Origin of the sequence: Emticicia sp. W12TSBA100-4 (assembly GCF_040253585.1) — a bacterium.
In the GTDB taxonomy this organism is placed as follows: domain Bacteria; phylum Bacteroidota; class Bacteroidia; order Cytophagales; family Spirosomataceae; genus Emticicia.
Window position 1 is genome coordinate 1 of the sequence record NZ_JBELAU010000020.1, and the last position, 12,935, is coordinate 12,935.

Consider the following 12,935-nt stretch of genomic DNA (forward strand, 5'->3'; position numbering starts at 1 on the left):
TATTGTGTTTAATTATGCCCTTCAAAGTTAAGTTTTTGGAGGGCTTTTTTATACCTAAAAGAGTTTTTGTTAAGGGGAAAAAAGGATGAATCTTGTTTGTCGATTCTATCTCATTTACTTCAAAAAACACCATTTCTGCCGTATCTTTATACTATCAAACAAGGAGATAATGAGCTAACAATCAGCATATTATCTCATTAAAACATTCATTTTTATCTTTAATTTATACAGCAATGAACAAAACAATTTTAATCGGAAATGTGGGCGGTACACCCGAAGTTAAGACCCTTGATAGTGGTTCAAAAGTAGCTACTTTTTCTTTGGCAACGAATGAAAATTATACCAAGAAAGACGGCACAAAAGTAGAGCAAACGGAATGGCATCGCTTGGAAGTTTGGGGCAATTTAGCCAACGTAGCTGAAACGATTATTAAAAAAGGAGACCGTATTTGCATCGAAGGAAAAATCAGAACTGAAAAATGGGAAGACAAAGACGGCAACGCCCGAACATCTGTAAAAATCAGAGTTGACCGCATTGAATTATTGGGCAAACGCAGAGAAGAAGTTGAAGCAAAGGCAGAGCAAGAAGCTAAACAAGACCCCAAAGGAAACAAGAAAAAACCTTTACTTGGAGAAACCAAAGAAAGCAATGTTGCTTTTGAAGCAGGTAAAAATGAAGGTGATTTACCATTCTAATTTTCAATTATTCAATATAAGGGAAAAGCCCCCCTTTTAATGGGCTTATCAAACCAATTAAATCAAAAACAAAATGAGCAATCCAGTAAACACCCCAGCAAAAAACAACAGTAACAGTACACCAGTAGCGAAAGCAGAAACAGCAACCGACAAAGGTAAAATCAATGGTACAGAGCCGATTGTTACCGAAGAACAAAAGCCAATTGAAGTTTCTACACAGCTTCAAGTAATTGAATTAAAATCAGCCAATGCAGTTTTTGACCGCTTAGATGAAGGCTTGAAAATGAAAGAACAATTCAACAAAGCCAAAGAACGAGTAGGCGAGTTCGAGGATTTTTCAAAAGATTACGGTGATGAAGGTTTGATTATGACCATTTCAAATGTGGGAACAAACAAAAACATTCAAATTCAGAATGTAGCCATGATTTTGGATTTTATCAATAATTTGGTAAAAACAGGCAAAACCCACCTCAAAGCCTTAGAAACCGAAATTGTTAATTTCACTATCTAACAAACAAAGAAAGCCCAATTTTAGGGTTGGGCTTTCTTCAAATCAATCATTTAAACTTAAAATTTAACTCAATGGAATCTTTACAATGGGATATTATAGAAAAACCGATTTTTGCCAACAATAAGCAAGTTTTAGGCTATAAAGGTATTTTTCGCAACGATAATGGGCAATTATTAAACATTGCCAAATCCAGTTACACCCCTACACACAACGAAAAATTTATTGAAGTAACCGAAAAACTACACGCTATTACAGGTTTTCCGATTGAAAATTATTACGATGTGGATGGAGGAAAAAAGGTTTTATCATTTCTCAAATGTACCGACACAATGCAGGTTTGCGGGCATGAGTTTAAAGATTATTTGATGATAGGCAATAGTTTTGATGGTTCAACGGGCTTTTTTATTGGAAATAGTAATATTATGGTCAGATGTTCCAACCGTTTTTCAAGAAATTTTCGTCAACTCCAAGTAAACCACACTAAAAATAACAGTCTCCGCATTGATGGTTTAGTACAATACTTTGATATGTTTATGAAGCAACGCACCCAATTATTTGAAAAAATGGAGCAACTTTCTTGGGTAAAAATTGATGATTCCATCAAAGATGCTTTGGTTGAGCGATTAACCCGAATGAATGACGAAGAAAAACTCGGCAATGAATTATCGACCCGAAAAAGAAATATTATAACTAATCTCAATTCTTCAATTGACAGAGAATGTGCCGATTTGGGTGATAATGCTTTTGGACTTTTTAATGGCATCACGCACTACACTACCCACATTAAAAACACAAAAAATGCCACCTTTGGCAATCCGTTTGGTTCGTCAAACGAACTCAATCAAACTGCTTTTAAATTCTGTACGGAGTTAATAAATGCCTAAAAATTAGGGTTGCAGGTGCAAATGCTTACAACCCTAATTTTAATTTCCTTGTACTTTTTACCTAAATGACACAAATCCAATTTGTCCAAAAAAATTTTGGGCTTCGCCCAATCGTTATTTTAAAGTTTTTGGAATGGCATAGTCCTATTTACTAATTGTTCACTGAAATCAATTCATCTTAGATGTTCTTAAACAGGTCGGCATTAGCAGCTAAATCCTTTTCCAAGAGTCCTAAAAAGTATTGTTGCTTAGACTTACCTTTCATTTTTGATATTATTTCAAGTTTGTAGAGCAGTTTGACCGAAGCAATTTTTAATTCAATCCTCCAAACTTTGTCAGTCGCTTCAAGTACTTTTTCTTTCCCCTTGACTACTTTATTGGGTTTATCGACAGGCTTCAGTGTTGCTACTTCCAAAGTTTCATTGGTTGTAATTTCAACAGGTTTATCGTACATTTTACCAATATTTCTACCCAAGCGTTCACGCATGAGCTGCTGTTTTTCTTCCATTGTCATTGGCTTACCTTTCTGATTTTCCATATCATAGTTCAATCTTAAATTTCTCAATAAATTCCTTGAAAAAAGGCTCAAACTTCTCTTTACCGCCCTTTTTATCAAAAATCGACGTGTAAGAATCTTTGATAACAAACACTTCGAGCATGGATAAAGGAGTGTCAAAAAATGGTACTTCTTCGTTTTGTTTCATCAACTCCAACACCTCTTTGTCATTATTGGTCGAACGAGATTGATTCAAAAAGGCGTAAAAGTAAAAATCAAGGTCTAAATCCGTTCGTTGTTTTTCAATTTCTTTAATTACAGGTAGAAATTGAAACATTGAATCCGTAGAAAAACTACTGCTTTGGGTCGGAATTAAGATACTATCGCAGGGAGCAAAAATATTGATGGCATCTTTGATAATGTCGTCTTTGTTAGTCAATCGTGGAGCATCAATGAATATAAAATCGAATAAATTTTGGTTTTCTTGCACCAATTCGTGCAATGTATCGGTTTCTTCAATACTGATGATTTCGTAGGGAAAAACAAAACCTTCGTCCTTTTTCTCATAATCAGCTACTCGTGTCATAGCAATTGTTGCTTGTAAATCGGCATCAATTACCAAAACTTTCTTTTGATAAGTGCTTCCCAAAATATTTGCCAATAGAGCTGTAATCGTGGTTTTCCCAACGCCACCCTTTTGATTTGCTACTGAAATAATTCGAGCGGACAGAGAACTGTTGTTGTTTCTTGTTTGTGTTGTCATTGATTGATTGTTTTAAAATTTATACTATTTCTGTTTTTTAGCAATTCTGTATTGAACAGGTATCTGTGATTCTGTATTTCTGTGATTATGTATTTCTGTATACTTGTATTTCTGATTTTTTGTAATACTGTTTTTCTGTCATGAGCGGGGTGCGTAATCTATTTCTGTACTTCTGCTTTTCTGTATTCTTGTATTTTTGTATTTCTGTATTCTTGTATTTCTGTACTTCTGCTTTCCAGTATTTCTATTTTTCTGTTTTACCGTATATATGTTTTACCGTAAATCTGCCTTTCTGTTTTATCCTATTTCTGTAATTCTGACACAAAGATATAATTCATTTTATATATTTATTTATTTTATTTGAAAATATTCACATTCAAAACTTCGTTAATACTACGCAGAATAAGGTTTAGCAAGAAGGGTGAGATTAGCAGAGCTAATTCATTTATAATCAGAGGATTATAAAAAACAAAGTACCCCAAAGTAAATGCAAGTCATTGATTATCAATGAATTAAAACAGTATAAAGTACCCCGATATACAAAAATATGGAAAAAGAAGTGCGAATAGCCAAAATTAAGATTGATGAAGAAATTGTCAAAAATGTAAGAGTAACCGTTGAAAATTTAAACAAAATCAATGGCGATGCTATCATTCCAACACTCTCAGAAAAAGATAAAACTCATCTAAAATCGGTCTTCGTTAATGGCAGACTAACAAAAAAAGTAGAGAAATTGACAATGAAAATGTTTACCGAAACTGCTTTAAGCTACTTCATTAAACACAAAATAGACCCACGTTTTTTTGATGATTCAGATAGTTTAGCCAATCAGGTTGTGCGTTTACGAAATCAGATTTTCTCTTTTTTACAGGTGCAAGAACGCCAACATATTATGCCTATTAATACTGTTTTGGCAGAATTAAAGAAAAGAGAAACCGATAAGTTAATCAACGAAAACAAGCAAATTTCGAGGCAGACTTTAGCGTATTTGGTATCATTTACCACACTTTTCTTTGAAACATTAGATATGACTAAAGATGAAGTTGAAGCCATTAAGGCAAGGCTTGATTTATTTTATAAAGAAGCTTTCAAACATTTAGAGGAATAAAAATAAAGAAATATCGAATCTATGTATTCAAAAATAATTAACCCTACCAAGCATGGCAACATAGTTTATGACAATAAAAGTAGTGCCGCTCGATTGGGTAATTATCTCAATAAAGAACCATCAACGAACGAAGAAAAAGGTATTTTCTTTAATTCTTTGGGCGATTTTGATAAAAAACAAATGTTGGAAGCCATTGATAATAATGTAAAAGGCTTGACCCAAAAAGATGATAAATTTCATTCGCTGGTCATTGCTCCGTCAGCAAAAGAGTTGGAGCATATAGGCAATGACCATTCAAAAATGAAGGCATTTACTATCGCTTGTATGGAAAAATATGCAGCTAATTTCAATCTGGGCGGTACTCCGTTAAATACAGGCAGAAAGCTTTCTGAAAAAGATTTAGTTTGGTATGCTACCATTCACCAAAACAGAGCCTACAAAGGTACAGATGTAGAAGTTTTGAACGGTGAAAAGAAATCGGGCGATTTGAAAGAAGGTTTACAGACACATATTCATGTAGTAGTTTCAGCACGAGATAAGGAGCAGAAAATTACGCTAAATCCAAATACATCTAATAAACAAAAATTCAAAATGACAACTTGGTTTGAAGCCAATCAACGACAGTTTAACCAACAATTTGATTTTAAACCTGACCCCAAAGAAATACCTAAATCCAAAGATAAAACTGCCTATTTTATTCTTTGGACTGAAAAGAAATTACATCTATTGGAGAAGTTGGGTATCACAGACAAGCAAATTACTGAAATCAGAAACATTGCAAAAATCAAAAACAATAGCACTGATTTTCGGAAAAATTTAGGTATGGTTATAAAAGAAGTAAGGGCAAATAAAAGTTCTAAGAATAGCCAACAGCAGCAAAAGAATATTCCAATTTCATCTGAGCAAATGAAATTATTGGAAAATACCACGCCTTTTAAAATCCAAACTGATTTAGAGCTACCATCAACAAACAAATCATTCATGGCTGAATTTAAAAGTTTTCAGAGCATTTTTGAGCATCTAAGCACAGACGAATTTAGTAAAAATCAAATAAACCCTTCTGCAAAACGAAAAAAGAAACGCAATTTAAATCAAGACTTGTCTTTATAAACTTTCTTGTATAAGATATTTTCATTTTAATACAAAAATTATGAAAAAAGAAAAATTATTAACATGGACTATTGTTTCAATTTTAATGACTTTTATCTTTGGTGAAGCCTTTATTCGCTATTGGATAAAAGCAGAAAATATGCCCCAATGGTTTTTAGTTCGCTATGCTACGTACTATAATTACTATGGTTTTTTAGTTCGATTAATGGCATTTTCTTTACTTTGGCTATTCTTTTATATAAGCCGAAAACAATCACTTGCCGAACGATATGGCTTTACTCCAAGAAAAGTTTTGAATGAAAAGCACCGTAAATATATAATAATCACCTATGTTTTGTGTGCGACATTAGGGTTATTTATTATCTATCTACCATTCTCGTTTTTAACACTTTTTATTTATGTAGCGATTGTTACACTTGGCTTTCTTTTCTCGTATTTTCCTGAAAAAGAAATTGAAAGAGTGCAGACTGACCGAAAAAAGAATGAAACCAACTATTCTTTACATCTGAAAGGAGATAATCAAAAACAAGTAAACATCACCAATCCATTTCGTGGAATTTTGGTTATTGGCTCAAATGGTGGTGGTAAGACTGTTTCAACTGCCGAGCCATTCATCGAACAGTTTGCACGAAAAAATTATGCAGGAATCATCTATGATTACAAATTCCCTACTTTATCTGATATTGCTTATCTGCATTTTTCAGCCAAGAAAGAATCGAATAAAGGTGAATTACAGCCTACTTTTTTTGTAGTCAGTTTTTCAGATATTAGTAAATCGCACCGCTTCAACCCTTTGAATCCAAAATACTTGAAAAGTCAGATTTATGCCACTGAGTTTGCTAAGGCATTAGTCGTAAATTTTAACACAGAGTCTAATCAAAAATCTGATTTTTGGGTAAAATCTTCTACTGCTTTTTTGACTGCCATTATTTGGTTTTTGAAAAAACATCATCCTGCATACTGCACGATTCCGCACTTGGTGAGCATCATTACGGGCTTTTCTTACCGAGATACAATGGCAATGTTGGAAACTGACGATGAATGTGCCAAAATTATTCGTTCGGTCTTGACAGCCCGTGATGAACGAGCAGGTAATCAATTATCGGGCGTTGTGAGTTCATTACAAATTGATTTTGCCACTTTGAACGACCCAAATTTGACTTACGTTTTATCGGGCGATGATTTTGATTTGAATATCAACGACCCTAAGCATCCAAAGGTCATTTGTGTAGGAACTGATAATCATATTGCGGCAGCACTTTCTCCGATTATTTCATTGATATTTTCGGTAGCACTCAAACAAATGAATGAGCAAGGTAAACACCATTCTTTTTGCTTGCTCGATGAAGCCGCCCAAATCAACATTCCTCGATTATCAAATGTACCAGCCACTTGCCGAAGCAATAAACTTTCAGTAGTATTCATGGCACAAAATTTAACACAAATCGAAGATAAATATGGAAAACCCGAAGCTGAATCGCTATTAGCTAATTTAAACTATCAGTTTTTTACACGCACAACGGTATTTTCAACGGCAGAGTATATTTCAAGGATGATTGGCGAAACTAAATTAGTTACTAAAAGTGAAAATCAGAGTCATAGTTCAAAGGGGTTAAACTCAACCAATAATTCAATAGGAAATAATTTTTCAGAAATTGAAAAGCGTGCTGTAAAACCCCAAGATGTTTTGAATCTTCAAGCGGGCGAGATTGTAGGCATAAGAGCCATTGAGCCAAGCGACATTAAGGTTGGTACTATCATTCCTACATTTAAAATGAAAGTCATAAGAGAGATTTTTAAAACTATTGATGGCATGAATGGGGAATATAAAAAAGATGGTTCATTTCAAACACATAGCAAGCCTATACCGAGTTTTAATCAGCCTGTTGACATCGAAGTAATGATGAATAAAATTGCCGAAGATTGTAAAAAAATGCTTAGAATTTCGTAAATTTATACCTAAAACCACCAAATTTCATGAACACTTTTCTTAAAATCTTAAAATTTATTTTCTACGCAGTTTTGATGATTTTTGCTATTGCAATGAAGATTCTCGCCTTTTTCATAGAGATTTTTGTAGGTAGCTCAAATAAAGCATCAAAAGGCTATTACAAAGAAGTGGAAGAAAAAGGAAATTATACAGGAAAATATGATTGATTGTGTTCATTCGTGATGTTGCATTTTATGCAACCGAGTATAAGGTATCATTATAGTCCCACCCACCAGCCGCACAAGACTTTGCCTAACACTAAATACCTTTCCGCACAGCCTAAAGTCTGTTGGAGGCTCTGCACAGGCTTACTGCCATTCCTTATCGGTCGTTCCTTCCTGCAAAGGAATCGCAACCGCACACAGATATTAGGCTTTTCCATCGCACATTTAGGTTAGGCACGCCTTTTGACTACGCACCCCACCCGATTATTTCTTTATTGGTCGTATTGCTTTGTGTTCAATAATTGGCGTAATTGCTACTTAATAGAAATTACAGCGTAACAAAACCATGAACGAAAAAACAACTTTTCAAACTGTACTTAATAATCTTCGTAAAGCTGCATTCTCCGAACGTGATAAAGGAGATAAGTTTGAAAGAACAATGAAGGCTTTTCTTCAAACTGACCCTAACTACGCTTATAAATTCAAATCTGTTTGGTTATGGAATGATTTCCCAGCTCGTAAAGATTTTGGTGGAAAAGATACAGGTATTGATTTAGTTGCACTGACAAATGAGGGTGATTATTGGGCGATTCAGTGCAAATGTTATCAAGAAAACGCCGTAATTGATAAACCCGAAGTTGATTCTTTTCTTTCAACATCCAGTCGAACTTTTACTGATGAAAATAATAGTAAGGTTAGTTTTGCACATCGTCTTTGGATTTCGACCACCAATTATTGGGGAGCAAATGCACAGGAAGCTATCAAAAACCAAAGTCCGCTAGTATCTCGTTTAAGTCTTTATGATTTAGAACAAGCTCCAGTTGATTGGGAAAAGCTTGAAAATGGTGTATTTGGTGAGAAAGCAAGATTAGCAAGAAAAAGCCCTCGTACACACCAATTACAAGCAATAAATGCTACAAAAGACCATTTTAAAACCGCAGATAGAGGTAAATTAATTATGGCCTGTGGAACAGGCAAAACATTTACTTCTTTAAAAATCGCTGAAAATGAAACCAACGGCAAAGGTTTAATTTTGTTTTTAGTTCCATCTATTGCTTTATTAGGTCAAACATTGAGAGAATGGACAGCCGAAGCCAATGAGCCAATAAATGCGATTTGTATATGTTCGGATTCAGGTGTTAGTAAGAAAAATGATGATGGTGATAATACAGGTACTACCGATTTAGCTTTGCCAGCATCAACGAGCGTAACAAATATTTTACGCCAATTTGAATATTTAAAGCAATCGCCAAACAAGGGAATGACGGTTGTTTTTTCTACCTATCAGTCAATCGAAGTAATTTCAAATGCACAAAAGGGTTTAATCGCAAAAGATAAAGAAAATCCGTTTGGAATTTTTGATTTAATTATCTGTGATGAAGCCCACCGAACCACAGGCGTAACACTTTCTGGTGGTGACGAATCTGCTTTTGTAAAAGTCCACGATAATGACTTTTTGAAAGCAAAGAAAAGAGTTTACATGACTGCCACACCAAGGCTTTTTGATGATAACGCCAAATCGAGAGCAGCACAGGCAGACGCAGAACTTTGTTCGATGGACGATGTGGCAGTTTATGGTGAAGAAATTTATAGAATAGGTTTTGGAAAAGCAGTTGAAGAAGGTTTATTGTCTGATTATAAGGTACTTGTATTGACATTGAGCGAAAGCGATATGCCACTTGCCATTCAGCAAATGATAGCTGATGATAGTAACGAAATCAATACTGATGATGCTTCAAAGCTAATTGGTTGTATCAATGCTCTATCAAAACAGATTTTGGGTGATGCTGGATTATTAAAAGAAACCGACCCCGAACCAATGCGAAGAGCCGTAGCTTTTTGCCAAAATATCAAAGAATCAAAGAAAATAACAAGCATTTTCAATGATACTCGTGATACTTATTCCGATTCATTACCAGCCGAAAAACGTGAGCAATTAGTATCAATCGCTTCTAAGCACGTTGATGGTGCAATGTCCGTAACAGACCGTTATCGAGAATTGGCATGGTTGAAAAATACGCCCGAAGACCCAAGAGAATGTAGAGTTTTGACCAATGCCCGATGCCTGAGCGAAGGGGTGGATGTTCCATCGTTAGATGCTGTTTTGTTTTTATCGGCTCGAAATTCACAAGTTGATGTGGTGCAATCGGTTGGGCGTGTGATGCGAAAATCCCCTGGCAAAAAATATGGTTATATTATTATTCCTGTGGTGATTCCTTCAAATGTTGAAGCCGATAAAGCTCTCGATGATAACGACCGTTATAGAGTTGTTTGGACTGTTTTAAATGCCCTTCGGGCCCATGACGACCGTTTTAATGCAACTGTAAATAAATTAGAACTCAACAAAAAACGCCCTGACCAAATTTTGGTAGGCAGACCAGATTATGGTAATAGTGATGATAATTCAGCCAATAGCCAAGCCAATACCGAATTAAACCGACAAATGGCAATACAGTTTGAGCAATTGCAAAGTGTTGTTTTTGCTCGAATGGTTACGAAAGTCGGCGACCGCCGTTATTGGGAGCAATGGGCAAAAGATGTGGCACAAATTGCAGAACGCTATATTGAGCGTATCAATCGCTTGATTAATGAAGACACCAAACATAATCAAGCTTTTGCTAATTTTTTAAGTGGTTTACAAAAAAATATCAATCCCTCAATTTCGCAGGAAGAAGCCGTTGAAATGCTTTCGCAGCATATCATAACCAAGCCAGTTTTTGAAGCACTTTTTGAAGGTTATTCGTTTGTAAAGAATAACCCGATTTCGGTTTCGATGCAAACAATGCTTGATTTATTGGAAGACCAATCGTTTGATAAAGACACCGAAACACTACAAAAATTTTACGAATCGGTAAAAAATCGTGCTGGTGGTATTGATAATGCAGAAGGTAAACAGAAAATAATTGTTGAATTGTACGATAAGTTTTTCAAGTCAGCATTTCCAAAAATGGTTGAAAAATTGGGTATTGTTTATACGCCAGTCGAAGTCGTAGATTTTATGATTCATTCAATTGATGATATTCTGAAAAAAGAATTTGGTCGTTCAATCTCTGATGAAAATATTCATATTCTCGACCCATTTACAGGCACAGGTACATTTATGACCCGATTGTTACAAAGTGGTTTAATCAAAAAAGAGGACTTAGAACGAAAATATACCCAAGAACTCCATGCTAACGAGATAGTTTTATTAGCTTATTACATAGCTGCCATCAATATCGAAAATACATACCACGATATTTTAAACGCTGCCGAATACAAACCTTTTGAGGGTATTTGTTTAACAGATACTTTCCAATTAGGCGAATCAGATGCCAGTGAAAAAATGTTTTCTGAAATGTTTCCGCAGAACTCCGACCGTGTAATTGCTCAAAAGAAAGCCCCTTTGCGTGTTATAATGGGAAATCCTCCTTATTCAGTTGGTCAAAAATCAGCCAATGATAACGCACAAAATCAAAGCTATGAGAAATTAGATAGCCGAATAGCAAAGACTTATGCAGTAGAAACACAAGCAACAAATAAAAACTCACTATATGATTCTTATATAAAGGCATTTAGATGGAGTACAGACCGTTTAGACAAAGAACATGGTGGAATGATAGCCTTCGTTTCAAATGGAGCTTGGATAGATGGAAATAGTACAGAAGGCTTTCGCAAATGTTTAGAAAAAGAGTTTACAGCTATTTATGTTTTTAATTTAAGAGGAAATCAGCGAACCAGTGGCGAACTTTCGAGAAAAGAAGGTGGAAAAATATTTGGCTCAGGTTCAAGAACGCCCATTGCTATTACTTTTTTAGTTAAAAATCAAAATTTTAAAACCGATAAAGCGGTTATTCATTATCACGATATTGGGGATTATCTAAGCCGAGAAGATAAACTAAATATTATTACAAAATTCAAATCGGTAAATAATGAAAAAATAGATTGGCAAATACTTTCACCTAATGAACATGGTGATTGGATTAGTGTTAGGAATAGTGTTTTTGAAACTTTCATACCATTAGGAATTAAGGATGAGAAAAAAACATTTTTTGTTAATGGGTTATATTGTAGGGGTTTAGAAACTTCTCGTGATACGTGGTGTTATAATTCAAATATTGATATTTTAAGCCATAATGTATCAAAGTCAATAAATTTTTATAATCAACAAACTATATTTTTTTTAGAAGAGCGGGTTAAACATGAAAAATTAAAAATTGAAGATTTTGTAGAATATGACGATTTAAAAATTAACTGGACTCGTGCTTTTTTAGCAGAAGCTAATAATGGAAAAGAAAAAAAGTTTGATATTCAGAATTTAAGAGTTGGGTTTTATCGCCCATTTTTCAAGCAACATTTATATTTTAGTAGAGAATTTAATAATGTTGTTTCAAGAATGGATTCTTTTTTCCCAAGTTCTGACTCTAAGAATGTTATCATAAGTCTTTCGGGAATTGGTGGGAGCAAAGATTTTTCAACCATAATTACAGATTGTATTCCAGATGTACAATTGCAATTTAATGGTCAGTGTTTCCCATTATATTATTATGAAGAAAATGAAAAAAAGCAAGTAAGTTTATTTGAGGAAAATAAAGATAAATACATTCGACGTGATGGTGTTTCTGATTTTATCTTGCAACAAGCACAAAGGTCTTATGGTAAAAATGTAAGCAAAGAAGATATTTTTTACTATGTTTATGGCTTTCTGCATAGCCCTGAGTATAGAGAAATATTTGCGGCAGACCTTAAAAAAATGTTACCACGTTTGCCATTAGTAGATGAAATGAAAGACTTTTGGGCATTCAGTAAAGCAGGTCGCAAATTAGCAGATTTACATATAAATTACGAAGCAGTTGCCCCAGCCGAAGGGGTAATTATCAAAGGAGCTGAAAGCAGTTTTTTCAAAGTTGAAAAAATGCGTTTCCAAAGCAAAGAAGACAAAAGCAAGATACTTTTCAATAGCAAAATCACAGTAGAAAACATTCCTGCCGAAGCCTATGAATATGTAGTAAACGGCAAATCTGCCATTGAATGGATAATGGAGCGTTACGCCATTACAACCCACAAAGAAAGCCAAATCAAAAACGACCCGAACGATTGGGCAGATGAAGTCGGTAATCCAAGATATATTTTAGATTTATTATTGAGTATTATAAACGTTTCTGTGCAAACCGTTGAAATTGTTAAAGGTTTGCCGAAGGTTAAATTTTGAGAAATTAGAAAACAACTTTAATT

Annotated in this window: 10 protein-coding genes; 8 read left to right on the forward strand and 2 right to left on the reverse strand. The window is 34.5% G+C overall.

Going from position 1 to position 12,935, the window contains the following annotated elements; genetic code table 11:
- Window positions 1-233: 233 nt before the first annotated feature.
- From ABR854_RS23355 to ABR854_RS23365, 3 genes are all read left to right on the forward strand, one after another.
- Entirely contained in the window at window positions 234-695 is a 462-nt protein-coding gene (locus ABR854_RS23355; protein ID WP_188765006.1) for a single-stranded DNA-binding protein, read from the forward strand.
- A gap of 73 nt (window positions 696-768) precedes the next feature.
- Window positions 769-1,206 (forward strand): hypothetical protein, encoded by a 438-nt coding sequence (locus ABR854_RS23360; protein ID WP_350268275.1) that lies wholly within the window; start codon window positions 769-771, stop codon window positions 1,204-1,206.
- Window positions 1,207-1,277: 71 nt separating this feature from the next.
- Window positions 1,278-2,090, forward strand: a complete 813-nt coding sequence (locus ABR854_RS23365) for a DUF932 domain-containing protein (protein ID WP_350268276.1) — start codon at window positions 1,278-1,280, stop codon at window positions 2,088-2,090.
- Window positions 2,091-2,268: 178 nt separating this feature from the next.
- Here the strand turns inward: ABR854_RS23365 and ABR854_RS23370 are convergent, their stop codons facing one another.
- Both ABR854_RS23370 and ABR854_RS23375 read right to left on the reverse strand, forming a co-directional pair.
- Window positions 2,269-2,628: a hypothetical protein gene (locus tag ABR854_RS23370; RefSeq protein WP_350268277.1), complete on the reverse strand. Its 360-nt coding sequence runs from the start codon at window positions 2,626-2,628 to the stop codon at window positions 2,269-2,271.
- 1 nt (window position 2,629) lies between these two features.
- A complete protein-coding gene (locus tag ABR854_RS23375; protein ID WP_350268278.1) occupies window positions 2,630-3,349 on the reverse strand; it encodes a ParA family protein in 720 nt (239 codons plus the stop codon).
- Window positions 3,350-3,896: 547 nt separating this feature from the next.
- Between ABR854_RS23375 and ABR854_RS23380 the strand changes: the two genes are divergently transcribed.
- The 5 genes from ABR854_RS23380 to ABR854_RS23400 all read left to right on the forward strand — a co-directional run bounded on the left by ABR854_RS23380 (window position 3,897) and on the right by ABR854_RS23400 (window position 12,912).
- Complete coding sequence (locus ABR854_RS23380; RefSeq protein ID WP_350268279.1) at window positions 3,897-4,457, forward strand: hypothetical protein; 561 nt, start codon at window positions 3,897-3,899, stop codon at window positions 4,455-4,457.
- A 21-nt stretch (window positions 4,458-4,478) separates the two neighbouring features.
- Window positions 4,479-5,567: a DUF5712 family protein gene (locus ABR854_RS23385; RefSeq protein ID WP_350268280.1), complete on the forward strand. Its 1,089-nt coding sequence runs from the start codon at window positions 4,479-4,481 to the stop codon at window positions 5,565-5,567.
- A 40-nt stretch (window positions 5,568-5,607) separates the two neighbouring features.
- Window positions 5,608-7,518 (forward strand): type IV secretory system conjugative DNA transfer family protein, encoded by a 1,911-nt coding sequence (locus tag ABR854_RS23390; protein WP_350268281.1) that lies wholly within the window; start codon window positions 5,608-5,610, stop codon window positions 7,516-7,518.
- Between the two features lie 26 nt (window positions 7,519-7,544).
- On the forward strand, window positions 7,545-7,724 hold the full coding sequence (locus ABR854_RS23395; protein ID WP_350268282.1) for a hypothetical protein: 180 nt from the start codon (window positions 7,545-7,547) through the stop codon (window positions 7,722-7,724).
- Between the two features lie 343 nt (window positions 7,725-8,067).
- Window positions 8,068-12,912 (forward strand): DEAD/DEAH box helicase, encoded by a 4,845-nt coding sequence (locus ABR854_RS23400; protein ID WP_350268283.1) that lies wholly within the window; start codon window positions 8,068-8,070, stop codon window positions 12,910-12,912.
- The last annotated feature ends 23 nt before the right edge of the window (window positions 12,913-12,935 follow it).